Origin of the sequence: Nonomuraea longispora (assembly GCF_004348345.1) — a bacterium.
Taxonomy (GTDB): domain Bacteria; phylum Actinomycetota; class Actinomycetes; order Streptosporangiales; family Streptosporangiaceae; genus Nonomuraea; species Nonomuraea longispora.
In genome coordinates this window covers 46,849-67,616 of sequence record NZ_SMJZ01000002.1, presented here as the reverse complement: position 1 = coordinate 67,616, position 20,768 = coordinate 46,849, and the positions used below count along the sequence as shown (strand labels likewise).

The 20,768-nt window shown below is 71.9% G+C and carries 20 protein-coding genes; 12 read left to right on the top strand and 8 right to left on the bottom strand.

What is annotated here, in order from left to right:
* Positions 1–7 precede the first annotated feature (7 nt).
* Both E1267_RS01120 and E1267_RS01115 read left to right on the top strand, forming a co-directional pair.
* A complete protein-coding gene (locus E1267_RS01120; protein WP_132328704.1) occupies positions 8–928 on the top strand; it encodes an alkaline phosphatase family protein in 921 nt (306 codons plus the stop codon).
* A gap of 79 nt (positions 929–1,007) precedes the next feature.
* Positions 1,008–3,593: a PEP/pyruvate-binding domain-containing protein gene (locus E1267_RS01115; RefSeq protein WP_132328702.1), complete on the top strand. Its 2,586-nt coding sequence runs from the start codon at positions 1,008–1,010 to the stop codon at positions 3,591–3,593.
* Between the two features lie 18 nt (positions 3,594–3,611).
* Here the strand turns inward: E1267_RS01115 and E1267_RS01110 are convergent, their stop codons facing one another.
* The 5 genes from E1267_RS01110 to E1267_RS01090 form a co-directional block, all read right to left on the bottom strand.
* Positions 3,612–4,580 carry a sugar phosphate isomerase/epimerase family protein gene (locus tag E1267_RS01110; RefSeq protein WP_132328700.1) on the bottom strand — a complete coding sequence of 323 codons (969 nt, stop codon included), beginning with the start codon at positions 4,578–4,580 and terminating at the stop codon, positions 3,612–3,614.
* Positions 4,577–5,743: a dihydrodipicolinate synthase family protein gene (locus tag E1267_RS01105; RefSeq protein WP_132328698.1), complete on the bottom strand. Its 1,167-nt coding sequence runs from the start codon at positions 5,741–5,743 to the stop codon at positions 4,577–4,579. Before E1267_RS01105 ends, E1267_RS01110 begins: the two co-directional genes overlap by 4 nt.
* Complete coding sequence (locus E1267_RS01100; RefSeq protein WP_132328696.1) at positions 5,740–6,885, bottom strand: Gfo/Idh/MocA family protein; 1,146 nt, start codon at positions 6,883–6,885, stop codon at positions 5,740–5,742. Before E1267_RS01100 ends, E1267_RS01105 begins: the two co-directional genes overlap by 4 nt.
* Positions 6,886–7,019: 134 nt before the next feature.
* On the bottom strand, positions 7,020–8,246 hold the full coding sequence (locus E1267_RS01095) for a ribonuclease D (RefSeq protein ID WP_132328694.1): 1,227 nt from the start codon (positions 8,244–8,246) through the stop codon (positions 7,020–7,022).
* Between the two features lie 111 nt (positions 8,247–8,357).
* The gene (locus E1267_RS01090) at positions 8,358–8,939 is read right to left on the bottom strand and encodes a DUF3000 domain-containing protein (RefSeq protein WP_132328692.1); all 582 of its coding nucleotides are present in this window, start codon (positions 8,937–8,939) and stop codon (positions 8,358–8,360) included.
* Between the two features lie 693 nt (positions 8,940–9,632).
* Here E1267_RS01090 and hemE point away from each other — a divergent pair.
* The 4 genes from hemE to E1267_RS01065 all read left to right on the top strand — a co-directional run bounded on the left by hemE (position 9,633) and on the right by E1267_RS01065 (position 14,156).
* Positions 9,633–10,634, top strand: coding sequence for a uroporphyrinogen decarboxylase (hemE, locus tag E1267_RS01080; RefSeq protein WP_220449292.1), 1,002 nt, complete (start codon positions 9,633–9,635; stop codon positions 10,632–10,634).
* A 376-nt stretch (positions 10,635–11,010) separates the two neighbouring features.
* Positions 11,011–12,414 carry a protoporphyrinogen oxidase gene (gene hemG, locus E1267_RS01075; RefSeq protein WP_246063321.1) on the top strand — a complete coding sequence of 468 codons (1,404 nt, stop codon included), beginning with the start codon at positions 11,011–11,013 and terminating at the stop codon, positions 12,412–12,414.
* Positions 12,411–13,121, top strand: coding sequence for a hydrogen peroxide-dependent heme synthase (gene hemQ / locus E1267_RS01070; protein ID WP_132328686.1), 711 nt, complete (start codon positions 12,411–12,413; stop codon positions 13,119–13,121). The genes hemG and hemQ overlap by 4 nt, the downstream gene beginning before the upstream one ends.
* A gap of 156 nt (positions 13,122–13,277) precedes the next feature.
* Positions 13,278–14,156 (top strand): hypothetical protein, encoded by an 879-nt coding sequence (locus tag E1267_RS01065; protein WP_132328684.1) that lies wholly within the window; start codon positions 13,278–13,280, stop codon positions 14,154–14,156.
* A gap of 170 nt (positions 14,157–14,326) precedes the next feature.
* Here E1267_RS01065 and msrB read toward each other — a convergent pair whose 3' ends face one another.
* Positions 14,327–14,728 (bottom strand): peptide-methionine (R)-S-oxide reductase MsrB, encoded by a 402-nt coding sequence (msrB, locus tag E1267_RS01060; RefSeq protein WP_132328682.1) that lies wholly within the window; start codon positions 14,726–14,728, stop codon positions 14,327–14,329.
* A gap of 326 nt (positions 14,729–15,054) precedes the next feature.
* On the opposite strand from msrB, the gene ligD reads away from it, so the two are divergent.
* Positions 15,055–16,062, top strand: coding sequence for a non-homologous end-joining DNA ligase (ligD, locus tag E1267_RS01055; protein WP_132328680.1), 1,008 nt, complete (start codon positions 15,055–15,057; stop codon positions 16,060–16,062).
* 71 nt (positions 16,063–16,133) lie between these two features.
* Here ligD and E1267_RS01050 read toward each other — a convergent pair whose 3' ends face one another.
* Complete coding sequence (locus E1267_RS01050) at positions 16,134–16,943, bottom strand: MBL fold metallo-hydrolase (protein ID WP_132328678.1); 810 nt, start codon at positions 16,941–16,943, stop codon at positions 16,134–16,136.
* Between the two features lie 178 nt (positions 16,944–17,121).
* On the opposite strand from E1267_RS01050, the gene E1267_RS01045 reads away from it, so the two are divergent.
* The 5 genes from E1267_RS01045 (at position 17,122) to E1267_RS01025 (ending at position 19,866) form a co-directional block, all read left to right on the top strand.
* Entirely contained in the window at positions 17,122–17,574 is a 453-nt protein-coding gene (locus E1267_RS01045) for a hypothetical protein (RefSeq protein WP_132328676.1), read from the top strand.
* 1 nt (position 17,575) lies between these two features.
* Entirely contained in the window at positions 17,576–18,274 is a 699-nt protein-coding gene (locus tag E1267_RS01040) for a class F sortase (RefSeq protein WP_132328674.1), read from the top strand.
* A gap of 368 nt (positions 18,275–18,642) precedes the next feature.
* The gene (locus tag E1267_RS01035; RefSeq protein ID WP_132328672.1) at positions 18,643–19,002 is read left to right on the top strand and encodes an RNHCP domain-containing protein; all 360 of its coding nucleotides are present in this window, start codon (positions 18,643–18,645) and stop codon (positions 19,000–19,002) included.
* Complete coding sequence (locus E1267_RS01030; RefSeq protein WP_132328670.1) at positions 19,002–19,400, top strand: RNHCP domain-containing protein; 399 nt, start codon at positions 19,002–19,004, stop codon at positions 19,398–19,400. The genes E1267_RS01035 and E1267_RS01030 overlap by 1 nt, the downstream gene beginning before the upstream one ends.
* 79 nt (positions 19,401–19,479) lie before the next feature.
* On the top strand, positions 19,480–19,866 hold the full coding sequence (locus tag E1267_RS01025; protein ID WP_132328668.1) for a VOC family protein: 387 nt from the start codon (positions 19,480–19,482) through the stop codon (positions 19,864–19,866).
* Between the two features lie 18 nt (positions 19,867–19,884).
* On the opposite strand, the gene E1267_RS01020 is transcribed toward E1267_RS01025, so the two are convergent.
* Complete coding sequence (locus tag E1267_RS01020) at positions 19,885–20,760, bottom strand: tetratricopeptide repeat protein (protein WP_132328666.1); 876 nt, start codon at positions 20,758–20,760, stop codon at positions 19,885–19,887.
* Positions 20,761–20,768 lie beyond the last annotated feature (8 nt).

Here is a 20,768-nt window from a genome sequence, read left to right as displayed (position 1 = left end):
TAGGGGGATGTCCGCATCCAAGAACAAAGTCCTCGTTGTCGGTATGGACGGCCTGCGCTTCGACCGGCTCCAGGCCGTGGGCGCGCCGGTGCTGGCGGAGCTGATGGCCTCCGGTGCGTACGGCACCAGCATGCTCCCCTATGGTGAGGCCGGCACGCCGCGTACGGAGTCGGCGGGCGAGGTCGTGCCCAAGGCTCCTGAGCCGGCGACCGGCGGCCGGACGATCAGGTCGCGTACGGACTCGGGGCCCGGCTGGTCGTCCATCGCCACCGGAGCCTGGCCCGACAAACACGGCGTCGTAGACAACAGCTTCGCCGCGCCCCAGTTCCAGAAATATCCGGATTTTCTGACTCGTGCGCAGAATGTCCGCCCTGAGCTGTCCACTGCCGCCTTCTTCTCGTGGGCGGCGCTCGCCGAGCACGGCGCGTTCGGCCCGGCGGCCGGCCACCGGTTCGTGCGCGACGGCTACGCCATCGGCTGGGCCGAGGCCGACACGCAGGTCGCCGCCGCGGCCGTACGGCACCTGGCCACGAGCGACCCGGACGCGGTGTTCGTCTACCTGGGCGAGACCGACGACGTGGCCCACGACCTCGGCCCGCACTGCCCCGAGTACGCCGCCGCACTCCAGACCCAGGACGCCTACCTGGGGCGCCTGCTCGACACCGTCCGTGCCCGGCCCTCGTACGCGGACGAGCGCTGGACCGTGCTCGTCACGACCGACCACGGGCACGTGGACGAGGGCGGTCACGGCGGAGACTCGGAGGAGGAGCGCAGGGTGTTCGTGATCGCCGGCCGGCTGGGTGAGCACCTGGGCGGACGTCGACTGAGCGGTCCCCGGCTGGTCGACGTGGCTCCGACGGTGCTCGCCCTGGTGGGGGCGAACGTCGATCCCGCCTGGGATCTGGACGGTGAGCCGCTGCCCCTGTGACTTCTTTCATCATGTGTTGAATTCTTGCCGGGAAAGCGTGACACTCGTGTCAGGACGCTGAAGGGCAGGTGTGCATCTGATGAACACGGCACTGGATTTCTCCGAGATCGACGCGGGGATGCTCGCCGAGGTGGGCGGAAAGGCCGCCAACCTGGGCGAGCTGACCAGGGCGGGGCTGCCCGTGCCCCCAGGCTGGGTGCTGACCACGGAGGCGTACCGTCAGGTCGCCGTTGGCCTGGAGACGAGCGGCGAAGGGCTCGCCGAGCGCGCCAGGCGGCACCTGCTGGAGGCCTCGGTGCCGGCGACCGTGCACGAGACGATCGTCAAGGCGTACACCGCGCTCGGGGACGACGTGCCGGTGGCCGTGCGCTCCTCCGCCACCGCCGAGGACCTGCCGTTCGCCAGCTTCGCCGGGCAGCAGGACACCTTTCTCAACGTGGTGGGAGCGGACGCGGTGGCCGACGCCGTACGCCGCTGCTGGGCCTCGCTCTGGACCGACCGAGCCGTCGCCTACCGCGAGTCGAACGGCATCGACCACGCCGCCGTACGGCTCGCGGTGGTCGTCCAGACGATGGTGGACGCGCGGGTGTCGGGCGTCATGTTCACCGCCAACCCGGTCACGGGCCGCCGGCGCGAGGCCGTCATCGACGCGGCCCCAGGGCTCGGCGAGGCCGTCGTCTCCGGCGCCGTGAACCCCGACCGCTTCACCGTCCACGGGGGTGAGATCCTCGAACGCCGGGCGGGCGACAAGCGGCTGGCGGTCCGCGCGCTGCCCGGTGGCGGCACGGAACGTGTCGAGGCCACCGGCGACGCGCCCGGCGAGGAGCTCTGCCTGACCGACGCAGAGGTGCTCGCCCTGACCGAGCTGGGCACCCGCGTCGAGGACCACTACGGCACCCCCCAGGACACCGAATGGGCCATCGACCACGACGGCCGGCTCTGGCTCACCCAGGCGCGCCCGATCACCACCCTCTACCCGCTGCCGGACGACCCCAGGCCCGGCCTGCGAGCGTACTTCTCCTTCAACGTCGCCCAGGGCGTCATGGGGCCGCTCACCCCCATGGGGGCGTCGGCGCTCAAGGCGGTCGCCTCGGGAGGGGCCGGGATGTTCGGCCACGGTCCCGCCGACCCCCTCGACGGCCCGGCCTTCATGACCGAGTCGGGGCAGCGGTTGTGGGTGGACCTCACCACCGCCGTACGCAGCAAGGCCGGCCGCGTCATCATGCCGCGCATGCTGCAGCTCGGCGAGGCGCGTACGGGCCCGGTCGTCGATCAGCTGGTGACGGATCCCCGGCTGTCGCTGGCGTACACCTCCCGCCGTCCCGTGATCCGCGGCCTGCGCCGCTTCGCCGGCCGCATCCACGCCCCCTCACGGGTGCTGCTCGCGCTGACCAGGCCGCGCAAGGCCCTGGCGTACACCGCCCGCGTCGGCGAGGTCACCGACCGGCGGCTCCGGCTGCCGGCGGACGCCACCCCGGAGCAGCGCCTGGACCACGCCCAGCGCGTGCTCGTGAACGCCTTCCCCTTCATCGTCTCGATCATGCCGATCGTGATCACGGGCTACGGCCTGTTCGCGCTGTCGTCCAGGCTCTCCGGTGTGCCGCTCGGCGACATGCAGGACGTTTTGCGCAGCGTGCCGCACAACCCCACCACGGAGATGGACCTGGAGCTGTGGGACCTGTCCACCCGCGTCGAGCCGGAGCCGTTCCGGAAGGAACCGGTGGCCGAGCTGGTGCGCCGCTACCGCGCTGGGACGCTCCCGCCCATCGCCCAGCGGGAGATCACGAAATTTCTGGACACGTACGGACATCGCGGCGTCGCCGAGATCGACCTGGGCGTGCCCCGCTGGTCGGAGGAGCCCGGCCACATCCTCGGCGTGATCGCCAACTACCTGCGCATGGACGCCGACGCCGGCCTCGCGCCCGCCGCGCTGTTCGCCAACGGCGCACGTAAGGCGGAGACGGCGATCGCCCGCGTGGCGGCCGAGGCCGGGCGCAAGGGCCGGTGGCGGGCCGCCGTGGTGCGGTTCGCGCTCGGGCGCACACGGATGTACGCGGGGTTGCGGGAACTGCCCAAGTTCTACGTGGTCAAGTCGCTCGCCGGGGTGCGGCGGAGCCTGCTCCAGGTGGGGGAGCACCTGGTCGGCCTCGGCGTGCTGGACACGGCGCGTGACGTGTTCTTCCTCGACCTGAGAGAGGCCAGGGCCGCCCTGGGCGGCGGCGACCTGCGCGGGCTGGTGGCGGAGCGGCGCGAAGCGCACGAACGTGAGTCGCGCCGCAGGCACGTGCCCAGGATGCTCCTTTCCGACGGCACCGAGCCCGAGGCGCTGGCCACGCCCGCCGCGGACGGCGCGCTGACCGGCACGGCCGCGTCGGCGGGCACCGTGACCGGCCTGGCCAGGGTGGTGATGGACCCGATGGGCGCGCACCTGGAACCGGGCGAGATCCTCGTCTGCCCCTCGACGGATCCCGGCTGGACGCCGCTGTTCCTGACGGCGGGCGGGCTCGTGATGGAGATGGGCGGCTCGATGTCGCACGGCGCGGTGGTGGCCAGGGAGTACGGCATCCCGGCCGTCGTCGGCGTCGCCGACGCCACCCACCGCATCACCACGGGCCAGGAGATCACGGTCAACGGCGCCGCGGGCACGATCACGCTCCCGTCCTGACACAACGGCACACGCCGCTCACCGGGCGGCGAGCACCACGTCCTCGTAGCGGGCCTTCATCGTGGCCACCACCTCGTCAGGGTCGGCGGCCCAGACGTCGGCGTTGAAGATCTCCACCTCGATGTCGCCGGTGTATCCGGCGGCCAGCACCGCCTGCGTGATCGGCGGGAAGGCGATCACGCCGTCACCCATCATGCCCCGCCCGAGCAGCACGTCGGCGGGCAGCGGGTGCAGGTAGTCGCACACCTGGTACGAGGCGATCCGGCGGCCCGCGCGGGCGATGTCGTCGGACAGCCTCGGGTCCCACCAGACGTGGAAGGTGTCCACCACCACGCCGACCTGCTCCTCCGGGTGGGCCAGGCTCAGGTCGAGCGCCTGCCCGAGGGTGGACAGCACGGCCCGGTCGGGACAGTAGACCGGGTGCAGCGGCTCGAGGGCGAGCTTGACGCCCCGCTCCCCGGCGTAGGGGGCGAGCTCCGCCAGCGCCTCGGCCACCCGCTCCCGCGCCCCGGCCAGGTCCCGCGAGAAACCGCCCGCCGCCACGCCGCCGTAACTCCCGCCGCCGGTGCCGCCCGCGCCACCGTCACCCGTGCCGCCCGCCCTCGGAGCGCCGCGCGTGTCCCGGAGGCCTGCCGGCAGCGGCTCGCCCGGGGTCACGCCCGGCAGGCCGCCCACCACCATCACCAGGCAGGCCGCCCCCAGCTCGGCCGCCTCGTCGACGGCCCGCCGGTTGTCGTCGAGCGCGCGGGCGAAGGCACGGCGGCCCTCGTCGCCCGGCAGCCCGCCGGCCGTGAGGAATCCGCCCCTGCACAGCGACGACACACGCAGCCCCGCCGCCCTGACCAGCTTCACGCTCTCCGCGAGGCCCTGCCCGGCGACGTCCTCCCGCCACAACCCGACCGCTTCCAGCCCGTGCCGTACGCATCCGTCCACGGCCTCGGCCACGGTCCAGCGCTGCGTCGTCCGCTGGTTGAGTGACAGGCTCACAGTCCGTTCACCTCCAGCAGCGCCTTCATGCGGCGTACGGCCAGCTCCTGGTCGGTCAGCAGCCCCGCCTGGTCGGCCAGGCGGAACACCTCCGACAGGTGGAGCAGCGAGCGCGCCGACTGGGCGCCGTTCACCATGGCGAACGCGTCCTGGTGACCGTTCAGCCAGGCCAGGAAGACGATGCCGGTCTTGTAGTGGTACGTGGGCGTCTCGAAGATCTTCCTGGACAGCGGGACGGTGGGGGCCAGGATCTCGTCGTACGAGGCCAGCAGCCGGTCGCGGCCCGCGTCGTCAGGGGCGGCCGCGGCCGCGTCGAGGGACTGCAGCGCGGCCGCCGCCGCCGGGGCGATGGCGTCGAAGATGCCCAGCAGCGCGTGGGAGCCGGACCTGATCAGCGACGGGTAGTTGAAGTCGTCGCCGGTGTACAGCCTGACGCCGCCGGGCAGCGCGGCGCGCAACCCCACCTCGTGCTCCTCGTCCAGCAGCGACACCTTCACGCCGTCCACCATGGGCGCGTGCGCGTGGACGAGTTCGAGGAACGACGCGGTGGCCGCCGCCACGTCGCGTGAGCCCCAGTAGCCGGCCAGCTGCGGATCGAACATCTCGCCCAGCCAGTGCAGGATCACCGGCCGGTCCGCCAGGCCGAACAGCTTGCCGTACACCTGGTGGTAGTCGTGGGGGCCGCTCGCGGCGCGGGCGAGCTGCCGGGAGGCCATGATGATCACACCGGCACCGGCGGACTGCACGGTCTCGATCTGCTCGGCGTACGCGGCCGTGATCGTGCCGAGGTCGGTGGCCTGGGGCGCGTGGTCGGTGCCCGCGCCGCAGGAGATCAGCGTCGCGGGGTCGCCGACGGTGCGCGCCTCGGCGGCGCTGCGGCGGATGAGCTCCTTGGTGGCCGCCCAGTCCAGGCCCATGTTGCGCTGCGCGGTGTCCATGGCGTCCGCGACGCGCATTCCGTACGACCACAGGTGGTGGCGGAAGCGGAGGGTGGCCTCCCAGTCGACGGCGGCGGGGGAGCCGGGCGTGTTGTCGCCCAGCGGGTCGGCCGCCACGTGCGCGGCGGCGTACACGACGCGGCTGGTGGCCGGGGCGTCCGGCGCCGGCCAGGACGTGCGCTCGTTCAGGGTGTACGCCCCGATGCCGGGCAGGTCGATCCTCACAGTTGCGGCACCTCGATCCTGCGGCCCTCGGCGTTGGAACGCATGCCCAGCTCGGCGAGCTGCACGCCACGGGCGCCCGAGGCGAAGTCGTTGGGGAAGGGCGCGTCCTCCGCCACGTGCCGGACGAACGCCTCCCACTGGACCTTGAACCCGTTGTCGAACTCGGCGTTGTCCGGCACCTCCTGCCAGCCGTCGCGGAAGCGGGCCGTGGCCGGCAGGTCGGGGTTCCAGACGGGTTTGGGGGTGGCCGAGCGGTGCTGCGCGCGGCAGTTGCGCAGGCCCGCCACGGCGCTGCCGTGCGTGCCGTCCACCTGGAACTCGACCAGCTCGTCCCGGTTCACCCGGACCGCCCATGAGGAGTTGATCTGCGCGATGACGCCGCCTGCAAGCTCGAAGATCCCGTACGCGGCGTCGTCGGCGGTGGCCTGGTACGTGGCGCCCTGCTCGTCCACGCGGGCGGGGATGTGCGTCACCGCCCTGGCATAGACCGACTCGACCCGGCCGAACAGGTTCTCCATCACGTAGTGCCAGTGCGGGAACATGTCGAGCACGATGCCGCCGCCTTCCTCGGCCCGGTAGTTCCACGACGGCCGCTGCGCCTCCTGCCAGTCGCCTTCGAACACCCAGTAGCCGAATTCGCCGCGCACCGACAGGATCCGGCCGAAGAAGCCGCCGTCGATCAGCCGCTTCAGCTTGAGCAGGCCCGGCAGGAACAGTTTGTCCTGCACGACGCCGTTCTTGACGCCCTTGGCCGCGGCGGCCTCGGCCAGCGCGAGCGCCTCCTGGGTCGACTCGGCGGTCGGCTTCTCCGCGTAGATGTGCTTGCCCGCCTCGATGGCCTTGAGCACGGACTTGACGCGGGCGCTGGTGACCTGGGCGTCGAAGTAAATGAGGTTGTCGTCGTCGGCGAGGGCCGCATCCAGTTCCGTAGTGAAATCCGAAATGTTGTGTTTAGAAGCAATGTCTGCAAGTTTGTCGGCATTACGGCCGACCAGTACGGGCTTGAGCCTGACCTTTGCGCCGTCCGAGAGCGCGACACCGCCCTGCTCGTTGATGGCCAGAACGGAGCGGACCAAATGCTGGCGATAGCCCATTCGTCCGGTGACGCCGTTCATCACGACGCCTATGGTGCGCACGCTCATGAGGATCCCTTCAGGGCAAACGGATGGAAAGCGCTTTCCCGAACCGTACGGCTGTGCGGCCCGAGGCGTCAAGGGGCGCGGGCCCTCAGGAGGCCCGGACGCCCGCCGGCGGCCCCGCTCGGAGCCGCCCGTGCTCAGCGCTCGCCGCGCGGCTCCAGCCGGGCCAGCGCCTTGGCGATGGGGTGGGCGGCGAGTGAGAGCTGCCACTCGCGCGCCCCGAGCTCTCGCAGCCGCGCGGTCACGCTCTCGTCGGTGATCTCGGCCGGCGGTTCCCAGGTCAGCCTGCGGACGGCGTCGGGCTGAAGCAGGTTCTCCGTCGGCATGTGGAGCTCGTCGGCCAGCGTGGAAACCACCGCCCGCGCCGCCGCCAGCCGCTTGGCGGCGGCCGGATCGCGATCGGCCCACCGGTTGGGCGGCGGCGGCCCGTCGCCCGGCGTGCTGGGCTGGGGAAGCTGGCTGTCGGGCAACGTGCGGGCCCTGGCCACCGCGGCGAGCCAGTCGCTCATGTGCCGTCGCGCACTTCTCCCGGTGAATGCCGAAATTTCGGTCAATGCCTTCTTCGTACGGGGTCCTTCGAGCGCCGCCGTGACGATCGCAGCGTCGGGCAGCACCCTGCCGGGCGCAAGGTCGGCCTCGCGGGCGATGCGATCGCGCATGGTCCACAACTCGCGCACGATGGCCAGCGCGCGTACGTTGCGTACCTTGTGGATGCCCGAGGTGCGGCGCCACGGGTCGGACCGCGGCACCGGCGGCGGGGTGTTGAGCACGGCGGCGAACTCCTCGCGCGCCCACTCCAGCTTCCCGCTCTCCGCCAGCTGCTCGTGGAGCACGTCGCGGAGCTCGACCAGCACCTCCACGTCGAGCGCCGCGTAACGCAGCCAGTCTTCGGGCAACGGCCTGGTGGACCAGTCGGCCGCCGAATGGCCCTTCTCCAGCCGCAGCCCGAGCACGGTCTCGACCATCGTGCCGAGCCCCACGCGCTCGTAGCCGAGCAGCCGCCCGGCCAGCTCGGTGTCGAACATCTCCCGCGGCCTGAACCCCAGCTCCATGAGGCACGGCAGGTCCTGGGAGGCGGCGTGCAACACGATCTCCGCGTCGGCCACGGCCCGATCGAGCGCGGACAGGTCCGGGCAGCCGACCGGGTCGATCAGCGCGGTGCCGGCGCCGGCCCTGCGCAGTTGCACCAGGTAGGCGCGGTTGCCGTAGCGGTAGCCCGAGGCACGCTCGGCGTCGACGGCGACGGGGCCGTCTCCCGCGGCGAACCGCTCCACGACCGTGGCCAGCCCGGCCGCGTCCGCGACGACCGGCGGGATGCCTTCGCGGGGTTCGAGCAGCGGCTCGACTGTGCGTTCTTCTGTCATTCGACCTTTTCCGTGGCTACTCCGACCCACAGCCGGAGAGGAAGCGCATTCCAGCGTAGCGAGGCGGGGAAACGTGGTGCGTGCCCGGTCGGGCCGGCGTCGGAGCGCGCCTCATGTCTGGTCGTCATGTCGGCGGGGCAGCGCGGCCACGTCGGGCGGGAGCGGTGGCATTCCCGCAGCCAGGCACATCAGGTCGCACCAGGCGGCGACATGGCCGGAGAGGTCCTCCTGCGCCGGCGACCACGAGGCCCGCAGCTCCAGCTCGGTCGTGACCGGGTCGTCGGCCTTGTTGCCGAACCCCTCGGACACGGCTCGCGTCACCGTGCCGCCGGCGGCGGAGTAGCCGGCCTGGTAGGCGTCGAGCGCCTCGGTCAGCCAGCTCCAGACGACGGGGCCGAGCAGCGGGTCGGAGGTGATCTCCGGCTCCATGTCGGCCCTGACGTAGGCGACCAGGCGGAACGGGCCCTCCCAGCCGCGCTGGCCGTCGGGGTCGTAGAGCAGGATCAGTCGGCCCACGGCGAGCTCGTCGTCGTCGCGGTAGACCGAGGCGCCGATGGCGGCGGAGTAGGGGGCCAGCCGCTGCGGCGCGGGCAGGTCCTCGAGCTCGATCTCCGGCCGGACCTCGCACAGCCGCAGACTCTCCGCCGCGCGCGTGAACTCGGCGGGGGGCGGTGGTTGGTCACCGAGTGTCATAGCCGAAGCGTAGGTCGAAGACGGGCGGAAGGGGACCACGGGGGTGCTCATCTTTAGTGATCAAGCCGCTGCCGTAACAGGCTGGCGAACGGGCCGGGTGGACTCGGCGGAGCCGAGCAGGATCGCGTGGCCGCACCCGGCGCAGGCCCACTCGGGGCACTCGCCCTGCTCGTGCCCGTCGGCACACGGTGGCTGCTCGAACGGGCGCACACCGGCACAGGACGGGCAACACTCACTGCGGCGCTCTGGGAAACTCCACAACGCGGGCATCGCACGAGTCATCGAAGCGGGGCCTTTCTTCGGGTTGTGGCTCCGACGTTGGCACGAGCCGCTCACATTTCCCCGCAACGCGCTCGGCGTGTCCTGAAAGTGGTCGCTGAATCGATGCCGCGCGGTTGCTTGGCGAACATTTGGCTCAGTCGAGACCGGCTCTCTGGGTGGGCATGGGGTGTGTTCGACCCGAGTGGGATGCCGCGCCGAGCGGACCGGTAAACCTTCATCTGGCTATCTGATCATGATTTGCTAGGTCCAATGGATGTTTTTCCGACACGGTCGCTTCGTGTCGTGTCGTGGAATCCGTCACCCGGCACAGAACCACTCCGTACGCCGCCTCACGCCGTACGCCCTCCTGCCGGCCGGACCGGTGCCCCGTCGTGGCACGCTTGGGGGGTGAACCTCGCCGACTCAGCGTTCCTGCGTGCCTGCCGCCGTCAGCCCGTCCCGCACACACCGGTCTGGTACATGCGCCAGGCCGGGCGCTCGCTGCCGGAATATCTCAAGGTCCGCGAGGGCGTGCCCATGCTCACCGCGTGCGCGACGCCCGAGCTGATCGTCGAGATCACCATGCAGCCGGTCCGCCGCTACGGCGTGGACGCGGCCATCTTCTTCAGCGACATCGTCGTCCCCCTCAAGGCCATCGGCATCGACCTCGACATCAAGCCGGGCGTCGGTCCCGTCGTGGCCGACCCCGTCCGCGACGCCAAGGACCTCGACGCGCTGCGCCCGCTGGAGCCCGGCGACGTGCCCTACGTCACCGAGGCCGTCCAGGCGCTCACCGGAGAACTGGGCGGCACGCCGCTGATCGGCTTCGCCGGCGCGCCCTTCACCCTCGGCTCCTACCTGATCGAGGGCGGCCCGTCGAAGAACCACGACAAGACCAAGGCCATGATGTACGGCGCGCCCGAGTTGTGGCACGCCCTCATGGAGCGCCTGTCCGTCATCGTCCTGGAACACCTGCGCATCCAGATCGCGGCGGGCGCCTCGGCCGTGCAGCTCTTCGACTCCTGGGTGGGGGCGGTGGCGCCGGACGACTACCGCGAGTTCGTCCTGCCGCACACCCGGCGCATTCTCGAAGGCGTCCAGGACGTGCCCCGCATCCACTTCGGCGTGGGCACCGGCGAGCTGCTGGGCGTGCTGGGCGAGGCGGGGGCCGACGTGGTGGGGGTCGACTGGCGGGTGCCGCTCGACGAGGCCGCCCGCCGGGTCGGGCCCGGCAGGGCGCTGCAGGGCAACCTCGACCCCGCGATCCTGCTCGCGCCGTGGGACGTCGTCGAACGCAAGGCCCGCGACGTGCTGCGGCGCGGGCGCGCGGCGGAGGGGCACGTGTTCAACCTCGGGCACGGCGTCCTGCCCTCGACCGACCCCCACCAGCTCAGACGCCTCACCGACCTCGTCCACGAATCCGGCGCGGCCTGACCCGCCCCACCCCACAGCTGACAAGCCGGCGGCTGTTCAGGCGGCCGTGGGGTCCGGGCCGCCGGGTTTCGGGCCCGGGGAGGGGACACGACGTGGGTACGCGCGGCGCGGTCACGGCGTACCAGATAGACCACCAGGAGGACGAGCGGAAGCGGGGCGACCACCCACGGCAGCACCGGTCACGCCGGAGACGACGCCGTCACCGTCCGCCTGCGAGCCGGACCGCTCGGTGGACTGCTCTGGGGACCGGCGGGCGTCGTGCTGCTCGGGCCGGGCCTGGGCGGAGCCCATGGCCGGGGCGTCACTCCCCGATTCGCTGTGTTGTCCCCCTACCCGGGCGGGTGGGCGGTGCCGTCAGGCGGTAGCGTCGGGAGGCGTGGAAGGGAACAGGACGCACGTGGTCGTGGTCGGTGGCGGGATCTCCGGTCTGGCCGCCGCCTGGCACCTCCGCCAGGGCGCCGGCGAGCAAGTGAAGGTGACGGTCCTCGAGGGTTCGCCGCGCATCGGCGGCAAGCTGTACGCCTCGGAGGTCGCCGGGGTCAGCGTCGACGCGGGAGCGGAGGCCATGCTGGCCCGCCGGCCCGAGGGCGCCGAGCTGGCCAGGGCGGTCGGGCTCGGTGAGGAGCTGGTGTTCCCCGGCACGACGCGCTCGGCCGTCTACACCAGGGGCACGCTGCGTCACCTGCCGAAGGGCCAGGTCATGGGCGTGCCGTCGGACCTGGCCGAGCTGGCGAGGTCCGGCATCGTCTCGCCCGGCGGGCTGCTGCGCGTGCCGCTCGACCAACTCCTGCCGCCCACCCTGGTGCGCACCGACGTGTCGGTGGCCGCCTACATCCGGGCCAGGATGGGTTCGGAGGTGGTGGAGCGGCTGGTGGAGCCGCTGCTCGGAGGCGTGTACGCGGGCCGTTCCGACATGTTGTCGCTGGAGGCCACGATGCCGCGCGTGGCGGCCGTGGCACGTTCTGAGCGCTCGCTGTTGTCCGCGGCCCGGCAGCTCGTCGAGGACGCGCCGAAGGACGCGGGGCCCGTCTTCACCTCGCTCAAGAACGGCGTCGGCGGCCTGCCCGAGGCGGTCGCGAAGGCGTCCGGCGCCGACGTCAGGACCGGTGTGACCGCCCGCGAACTGCACAGGACGGAGCACGGCTGGCGGCTCGTGACGGGCCCCGTGCCAAGGCCCGAGGCCATCGAGGCGGACGCGGTGATCGTGGCCGTGCCGGGGCCCGCGGCGAGCCGGCTGCTCGGGCACGAGGCGCCCAAGGCGGCGAACGAGCTGGCCAGGATCGACTACGCCAGCATGGCCGTCGTCACGCTCGCCTACCCGGTCGACGCCTTCCCCGAGCCGCCCGCCGTCAGCGGCTACCTGGTGCCGCCCGTGGAGGGCCGGCCGGTCAAGGCGGTCACGTTCAGCTCGGTGAAGTGGCCCCACCTGGCGAGAGACCTGGTGATCCTGCGCTGCTCGATCGGCAGGATCGGCGAGGAGCACCTGCTCCAGCGCGAGGACACCGAGCTGGTGTCGCTGGCCATGGCCGAGATGGGCGACGTGATGGGCGTGCGCGGGCTGCCCGTGGACAGCCGGGTGACGCGCTGGGGAGGCGCGCTGCCGCAGTACAACGTGGGCCACCTCGACCGGGTGGCCAGGGTGCGCTCGGCGGTGGCCGTGCAGCCCGGGCTGGCCGTGTGCGGCGCGGCCTACGACGGCATCGGCGTCCCGGCGTGCGTCGGCGCCGCGCGTACGGCGGCCGCCCAGATTCTGGACCACCTGTCACTGCGAGGAGAATGAGGACCATGACAGAGGGCGCCGCGCGGCTCAAGGCCCGCGATCTCAACCAGGTGATCCGTTACACGATGTGGTCGGTCTTCCAGGCGACCGGGCCGTGCCCGAGCGACCGCGACGGCCTCGCGCGCGAGGTCACCGAGCTGCTCGACCAGGCGGCCGGGAAGGACGTCGTGACCAGGGGGGTCTACGACGTGTCGGGTTTCCGGGCCGACGCCGACTACATGTTCTGGTGGCACGCGCCCACGCCCGAGGACCTCCAGGACGTCTACGCCGGGTTCCGCCGCACCGCGCTCGGCCGGCACAGCAGGCCGGTCTGGTCGGCGATGGCGCTGCACCGGCCGGCCGAGTTCAACAAGTCGCACATCCCGGCCTTCCTCGCCGAGGAGGAGCCGCGGGCCTACGTGAGCGTCTACCCGTTCGTCCGCTCGTACGAGTGGTATCTCCTGGAGGACTCCGAGCGGCGGGCGATGCTGGCCGAGCACGGCAGGATGGCGCGCGACTATCCCGACGTGCGGGCCAACACGGTGGCGTGCTTCTCGCTCAACGACTACGAGTGGATGCTGGCGTTCGAGGCCGACGAACTGCACAGGATCGTCGACCTGATGCGCACGTTGCGCGGCGCGAAGGCCCGCAGGCACACCCGGGTGGAGATCCCGTTCTACACCGGGGCCCGCAAGCCGGTGCAGGAGCTCGTCGCCGCCCTTCCCTGAACGCGCCCGCCGGAAAAGATCAAGACCCGAGTCGGCGATCCACCTGTTTTGCACGGGCCGCCTTGTCACAATCAGGGAAAACCCCAGTTCGTCGGGCGTGCGCGGGGCCGGTACGTCCCATCGGCGGATCCGTGCGGGTCCGGGCAGGGAGGCGGGGTGGACGAGTCGGGCAGGTCCGGCCGGCGGCGCGCGGCCGGCCGTCACGCGGCGGCGCACGCCCGGAGCCGACACGCTTGGAGTCGACCCGGGCACCGGGCGGTCCGCAGGCGCGGACTGCGCCACCGGCGCCGCACCCACAGGCGCGGGCTGCTGGCGGGCGCGATCACGCTGGGGGCCGCCGCGCTGCTCGCTGTCAACCAGGCCTTCGGCGGCGCGCTGACCGCCATTTCCGCCGGGCCGTCCACCGCCGCGGACGGCCCCACGCCACCATCCACGCGGACGACCGTGGAACGGGGAAGCGGCTCGTCGCCCGGCCGGTCCGGCGCGGGGGCGAGCGCGACCGCGGAGGCCGGCGCGCGGGTCACCTCACGTGAGGTACGCACGCCCGCGCGGCCCAGGGCCACCGGCGCCGCCGGTCGCGAAGCGGGAGCCGCGAGCCCGGAGGCTGCCGAGCCGGGGCTGGTGGCGGGCACGGGCGACCCTGACGTGGCGGGCGCCGACGTGGCGGGCGACCCGGAGACGGGTGACACCGCGGGGCACCGCGCCGACGGGCCGTCGCGGCACACGGACCGCGAGGCGGCGGAGTTCTTCCGTACGCGTTGGGGCGCGGACGACAAGGCGCTGAAGCGGCTCAAGGACATCCGCATGGTCGGCGGATATTTGCGGATCTACACGGATCTGCCGGAGTCGGCGGGGAACTCCGCCACCGCCCTTACGCTCTGCGAGCGCGGCCTCGCCTACCTGCGCGCCCGGGGGGTGGACCGCCCCGTGGTGTTCGTGCAGGCGGAGTTCGGGGAGAACGGCAACCCGGTGCTGGCCAACATCCTGGGACCCTCCGACACCAGCTGCCGGATCACCTATCCGGCCCCGGGCTGAGCGGGCGCCGGGCTAGCGGACCCGCACCCGGGTCTTGGCGCACCGTTCGCACCGCTGCGTCACCACGCGTCCGATGGTCTCGATCGTCACCCAGCGGTGGCGAAGATGGACAAGACGCACACGATTCTCCTACCCCGTGGAGGCGATCGGCACGCACTGTCGTGATCCGATCACCCCTTGGGTACAAGGGTAAGGGAGATCGAGTTGATGCAGTACCGGTCATCTGTCGGCGTCGCATAACCCTCGCCGTGGAACACATGCCCCAGATGCGAGTCACATTGGGCGCAGCGTACCTCCGTACGCACCATCCCGAGGCTGCGGTCCTCGATGAGCTTCACCGCATCCGAGTCGGACGGCTCGAAGAAGCTCGGCCAGCCACAGTGCGACTCGAACTTGGTGTCGGACCGGAAGAGCTCCGCACCGCAGGCGCGGCACGAATAGACCCCTTCGGTCTTGGTGTCGACGTATTCCCCCGTGAACGGGCGCTCGGTCCCGGCCTCCCTGAGGACCTGGTACTCCTCGGGTGACAACTGTGCCCGCCACTCGGCCTCGCTCTTGACGACCTTGTCCATGTCTCCAGAGTACGACTTCCGGCAAAAAGAGATCTCCGCCGGGGAAGCATCCATTCTGGTGCGAATTCGCGTCTTTGTCGGCAAGGGGGTGTTCATCGCCTCCTGCCAAGGGGTGAGATCGTCCGCGGATCCCGCCGAGCGGCACAGCCCACGCCCGTGCTGGCGCCGCCGGAGGATCGACACGGCCGGCCGGGTGGCGCGCCAGCGCCCGGAACGGCGGCGGACGGTCTGGCGGTCCGTCCCGTCGAGCCCTCGGTCCCGCCACCGAGGAGGCTCCGGGACGGGCCCACCCCGCCTTGTCGGAGGAGGGGAGTAGGTTCTGTGGCATGGCATCGCCGTACATAGAACTCGAGGTGGGGGAGCGGACCGTCAAGGTCACCAACCCAGACAAGGTCTATTTTCCTGGGATCGGCGCCACCAAGCGGGAGCTGGTGGAATATTACGTGAGCGTCGGCGAGGGAGCGCTGAGGGCGCTCCAGGACCGGCCGACCAACCTGAAGCGCCACCCCGACGGCGTGCAGACCGACGCGATCTACCAGAAGCGCATGCCGCCCCGGCATCCCGACTGGCTCCGGTCGGTGACGGTGACCTTCCCGAGCGGGCGCACCGCCCAGTCGCTGCTGGTGACCGAGGTGGCCGCCATCGCCTACTGCGCCAATCTCGGCACCATCGACTTCCACCCGTGGCAGGTGCGCGCCGACGACGTGGAGCACCCCGACGAGCTGCGCATCGACCTCGACCCACAGCCTGGGCTCGAGTTCGACGCGGCGCGCAAGGCGGCCTTCCTCACCCGCGAGGTGCTGGCCGGCCTGGGGATGGACGGGTTCGTCAAGACGTCGGGCAACCGCGGCGCGCACATCGCCGTGCGCATCGAGCCGCGCTGGGACTTCATCCAGGTGCGCCACGCCGGCATCGCCCTGGCCAGGGCCGTGGAGGAGCGCGACCCCGGCCTGGTGACCACGGCGTGGTGGAAGGAGGAGCGCGGCGAGCGGGTCTTCATCGACTACAACCAGAACGCCAGAGACCGTACGGTGGTCAGCGCCTACTCCGTCAGGGCCAAGCCGCACGCGCCCGTCTCGACGCCGCTCACCTGGGACGAGCTGGCCGACGCCGACCCGCGCGACTTCGACCTGCGCACGGTGCCGGCCCGCTTCGCCGAGCTGGGCGACGTGCACGCGGCCGTCGAGGACCGCGCCCACTCCATCGAGCCGCTGCTCGACCTGTTCGCCGAGGACGACCGCGGCGACATGCCCTACCCGCCCAACTACCCGAAGATGCCGGGCGAGCCGATGCGGGTGCAGCCGAGCCGGGCCAGGTCCGGCAAGGAGGAGTAGACGCGGGCGCGTTGTCCGGGGGGCGCGGACGGCGTCCACCGCGTGCAGTCGTGCGGGCGCGTGGCGACGGGTCAGCGCAGGAGCTGGTGCGGGGCCAGCTCGCGCACCTCGCCCCTGCCCAGGTAGACGACCTTGTCCGACAGCCCGGCCCGCTCGATGTGGTGGCGGAAGTCGTCGAGCGGGGACGAGAAGACGGTGTAGTCGTCGTAGTGCACGGGCACTACCGTGTGCGGGTGGATCAGGTCCACCCACGCGGCCCCCTGCTCGCCGTCCATGGTGACCAGCAGCGTGCCGAGCAGCTTCGTGCCGCCCAGGTGCACGACGGCCAGGTCGATGTCGGGGAAGCGGCGCGGGATCGCGTCGAGGCGGCGGTCGAGCAGGGTGTCGCCGCTGATGTGCATGGTCAGCTCCACGCGCTCGTCCTGGTTGCAGAACTCCAGCATCGTGCCGATCACGGGCGGCAGCAGCGCCTCGGCCGGGCCCGGCGCGTGCCTGGCGGGCAGTGCGGTGAGTCGCACCGTGCCGCCGGGGCCGTGCAGCTCGTGCTGCTGCCATTCCTCCAGCCCCACGCTCGCCCGGAAGCCGCCGCGTCGCAGCCGGCCGGCCGCCGCTCTCGTCGTGACGATCGGCGTCGCCCTGTCCAGTCCCCTGCGCGCCACCCGGTCCCAGTGGTCGCCGTGCATGTGGGACAGCACCACCGCGTCGAGCGGCGGCAGCTCCTCGATCGGGACGGCAGGGTCGGAGAGGCGGCGTGAGACCAGGCCGTAGCCCAGGTAGGCGAACTGTCCCCGGTGCAGGAAGTTGGGATCCGTCAGCAGCGTGAAGCCGTTGTAGCGGATCAGCACGGTCGCGTTGCCGATGAACTGCAGGCTGCCCTTCACGGCGGCTCACCCCTGACCTTCGTCCCTGTGCGGCCTTCTCTTCTGCCACCTGAAGACGAGCCCAAACCCTCTGTGTCCGGTCGGTTTCACTTCGATCACATAACTTGACTCAGGATCTAATAGTTCGCAAGGCTCTCTTGTGTATCGGGGGACGTCCAACCGATCTTGGAGCCTTTCCATGGCAAGAGCGCGACGTCTCGTGGCCGGCGCGATGACCGCCTTCGCGGTCGCGGGCGCGAGCCTGGCGATGGGCCTCGGCCCCGCCGCCGCCTCGTCCGACGACCTGGTGCCGGTCGAGCTGCCCACCTGCCTGCTCCCGCTGCCGATCCTGTGCGACGAGGCCCCCGAGGAACCCGCGCCCGAGCCTCGGCCGGGCGATCACGAGCCTGACACCTCCTGGTCGCACGAGCCCGAACCGGGCGGCTCCTGGCCCAGGACGGTGGAATCAGGGGAACCCTGGCGCCCGGCCAGTGAACACGAGCACCGCGTGCCGAAGGGGCATCCGGAGACCGGCGGCGGGGGGCTCGCGTCCGGCGAGCCGGTGTGGCCGTTCGCCCTCGGCGGGACGGCGCTGCTCGCCGGAGCCGGGCTCGCCGGGCTCGCGGTGCGCCGCCGCAAGGGTGTCGCCTAGGGTGGCCGGACCCACGGGGGGCCGGGCGCCGGGACAGCGCACCATCGTGCTGGTGGCGACCGTGGTGTCGCTGGCGGGAGTGCTGCTCATCGGCCTCGGGCTCAGCGGCATCATGACCCCGGAGCCCGCCGCCACCGTACGCCGGGAGCCGCCGGCCCCGTCCGGCGGCGCGCCGTTCAAGGACGTGCCGCTGTCCGACGTGCCGCTGTCCCAGGTGGCCAAGCCCATGCGAGCCGTCCGGCCCACGGCCGTCTACATCCCGTCCATCGGAGTGGCCGCCCCGCTCATCGAGCTGGGCCTCGACGCCGCCGGAGCCATCGAGAACCCGCCGTTCGACCCACCGAACCAGGCCGGCTGGTACCGCTACGGACCCGTCCCCGGCGGGCGCGGCGCGGCAGTGATCACCGGGCACCTCGACACCAGGACCGGCCCCGCCGTCTTCGCGCGCCTCAAGGACGTCAAGCGCGGCGACCAGGTGCAGGTGCTGCGCGCCGACCGTTCGGTGGCCGTCTTCGTCGTCGACAGGGTCGAGCACACCCCGAAGCGCCGCTTCCCCGCGAAGAAGGTCTACGCCAAGCTCCCCTACCCGGGGTTGCGGCTGGTGACCTGCGGCGGCGCGTTCGACCGGCGGGCGCACAGCTATGAGGACAACACGATCGTGTACGCGCACCTGGCGGCGCCGTACCGTCCCGGTAGCTGATCAGGGGGCGGCGCGAGCCCCTCGGTGCACCTCCGTAGGGAGCCGCCGAGCGCCTGGTGTTCCTCGGTCGGCCCGATGCCCGTGCGTACGGATCCAGGCCGGCGAAAACCATTCGCCAACGCCCCTCACGCTCGTTACGCTCGCTCCGTCCGGACAGCGACGTCTGCAGGGCCGTTGTGGCCCAGGAAGTGGAGGGACGAATGCCTGCCATCGCGCCTTGCGCGCCTCGCCACGGCATGGGCGGCTTCCGCCTCTGAGGTCAGCTCCTGACCCGCCGGACCGCCTGCCGTACCAGCCGCGTGCCCGCGAGGCTCGCTCGGCGCACCCTTGCTGCTCTTTCATGATCCGTTCGGCAAGGAGTACCCAGGTTGTCCATCCACCGTTCCATCACCACCACTGAGACGTTCCCGTGCGTGCGCTGCGGGCTGACCGTGACCGCGAGCGCGCCCGACGGCACCCGCCGCAACCACTGCCCGAGCTGCCTGCACTCGCAGCACGTGCTCGACCACGTGGACGGCGGCCCGTCGGAGTGCGGGTCGCGGATGGTCCCCATCTCGATCGCCGTCCTGCGTACGGGGGAGTGGATGCTCATCCACCGCTGCACCCGCTGCGGCGAGCTGACGTCCAACCCCATCTGCGGGGACGACAACCAGCTCATTCTCATGCGCATGGCCGTACGCCCGCTGGCGCAGCCGCCGTTCCCGCTCGAAGCGTTCGGCGACCTGTGATGCCGCGCAGGAAAGCGGAGCGGGTACGCCCGCAACGGCGCAAGGCACACCATCAGGCCCGGGGCGACGCGTTCCGCTGCGTCGGGTGCCGCCTTGACGTGCCGATGACCGCCCCGGGCACCGCGCACCGCAACCACTGCCCGCACTGCCTGACGAGCCTGCACGTCGACCACCGGATCCCCGGAGACAGGCGGGCCGCCTGCCGGGGCCGGATGGCGGCGCTCAGCGTCAGCGTGCGGCAGGACGGTGAGTGGCTGATCATCCATCTCTGCCGGTCCTGCGGTGAGCTGAGCGCCAACCGCATCGCGGGTGACGACAACGCGCTGGCGCTGCTGCGCATCGCCATCCGCCCGCTGTACGACACCCGCCTGCCGGTCAGCGCCCTGCTGGCCCTCTGACGGGTCGCGATCAGGGCCTCCGTACACCACTCGTGCGGAGGCCCTGCGTGCGCTCGGCCGGAGTGGGTAGAGGCCGGGCGTGGAGGTGCTGAGCAGCCGGATCCTGCTGCGGCCGACCGAGTTCGACCGCAGCCGCCGTTTCTACGCCGAGACGCTCGGCCTGGCCGTCTACCGCGAGTTCGGCCCGCCCGACCATCCGGGGGTCGTGTTCTTCCTCGGCCAGGGGTTCCTGGAGCTCTCCGGCGGCGCGGGCGACGGCGCGGGCGCGGGGGCTTCGCTCTGGTTGCAGGTGCGTGACGTCGCCGTCGAGCAGGAGCGGCTGCGGCAGGCGGGGGTGGACGTCCTGCGCGAGGCGCGCACCGAGCCGTGGGGGCTCATCGAGGCGTGGGTCGCCGACCCCGACGGCCACCGCATCGTGCTGGTGCAGGTGCCGCCCGGCCATCCGCTGCGCCGCGACCCGCGCTGACCGAACCGGTCGCCGAACTCAGTCGCCGAACTCCAGGTGCAGGGCCTGGGAGAAGTCGGCGACGGCCTCCTCATGGCGGTCCAGTTCCTGGAGGATCTCCCCGCGCACGCGGTACGCCCAGATGTAGCCGGCGTCCAGCTCGATCGCCCGGTCCAGGTCCTCGAGCGCCGCCTCGTCGTTGCCCATCTCGCTCAGCACCGCGCCGCGGCTGCCGTAGGCGCGGTCGTTGCCCGGGTCCAGTTCGAGCGCGCGGTTCAGGTCGGCCAGCGCCTCGTCATACTGGTCGGTCATGCGGTACGCCTCGCCCCTCCTGCTCAGCGCCCGTACGTAGGCGGGGTCGGCCTCCAGCGCCTTCGTGTAGTCGTCGATGGCCTCGGTGTACAGCTGCATGCGCTGGTAGAGGTCGCCGCGGGCCACCCACGAGTACGCCAGGTCCTCGTCCAAGGAGATGATCTTGGCGTGCTCGGCCAGCGCCTCGTCGAGCCGGTCCAGGTCCACCAGGACGTCCGCCTTCGCCTCCAGGATCCACAACGAGTCGGGGGTGAGGGTCAGCGCGTGCTCGAAGTCGGCCATGGCCTCGTCGAGGCGGGCGAGCGCCGCGTAGGTCTGGCCGCGCGAGCCCAGGGCGTACGCGCTGTCCGGTTCGAGCTTCAGCGCCTCGTCGAAGTCCTCCAGCGCGGCCTCGTACCGTTCGGTGACGCGGTGACTCTCGCCGCGCAGCCGCCACGCGCGCGCGTTGTCCGGCACCAGCGCGATCGACTCCGTCAGGTCCGCGATCGCGGCGTCGTGCCGCGACAGTGCGATGTACGACTCCGCGCGGCTGCGCAGCACCGCCGCGCGCGACTGCGCCGCCGCCTCCGACAGCCTGGACTGTTCCTTGATCCCCTCGCTCATGGGAGGTA

Coding starts and splice junctions, on each gene's coding strand:
- E1267_RS01120 (WP_132328704.1), top strand. CDS start 8: ATGTCCGCATCCAAGAACAAAGTCCTCGTTGTCGGTATGGACGGCCTG.
- E1267_RS01115 (WP_132328702.1), top strand. CDS start 1,008: ATGAACACGGCACTGGATTTCTCCGAGATCGACGCGGGGATGCTCGCC.
- E1267_RS01100 (WP_132328696.1), bottom strand. CDS start 6,885: ATGAGCGTGCGCACCATAGGCGTCGTGATGAACGGCGTCACCGGACGA.
- E1267_RS01095 (WP_132328694.1), bottom strand. CDS start 8,246: ATGACAGAAGAACGCACAGTCGAGCCGCTGCTCGAACCCCGCGAAGGC.
- E1267_RS01090 (WP_132328692.1), bottom strand. CDS start 8,939: ATGACACTCGGTGACCAACCACCGCCCCCCGCCGAGTTCACGCGCGCG.
- hemQ (WP_132328686.1), top strand. CDS start 12,411: ATGAGGACCATGACAGAGGGCGCCGCGCGGCTCAAGGCCCGCGATCTC.
- msrB (WP_132328682.1), bottom strand. CDS start 14,728: ATGGACAAGGTCGTCAAGAGCGAGGCCGAGTGGCGGGCACAGTTGTCA.
- ligD (WP_132328680.1), top strand. CDS start 15,055: ATGGCATCGCCGTACATAGAACTCGAGGTGGGGGAGCGGACCGTCAAG.
- E1267_RS01045 (WP_132328676.1), top strand. CDS start 17,122: ATGGCAAGAGCGCGACGTCTCGTGGCCGGCGCGATGACCGCCTTCGCG.
- E1267_RS01030 (WP_132328670.1), top strand. CDS start 19,002: ATGCCGCGCAGGAAAGCGGAGCGGGTACGCCCGCAACGGCGCAAGGCA.
- E1267_RS01020 (WP_132328666.1), bottom strand. CDS start 20,760: ATGAGCGAGGGGATCAAGGAACAGTCCAGGCTGTCGGAGGCGGCGGCG.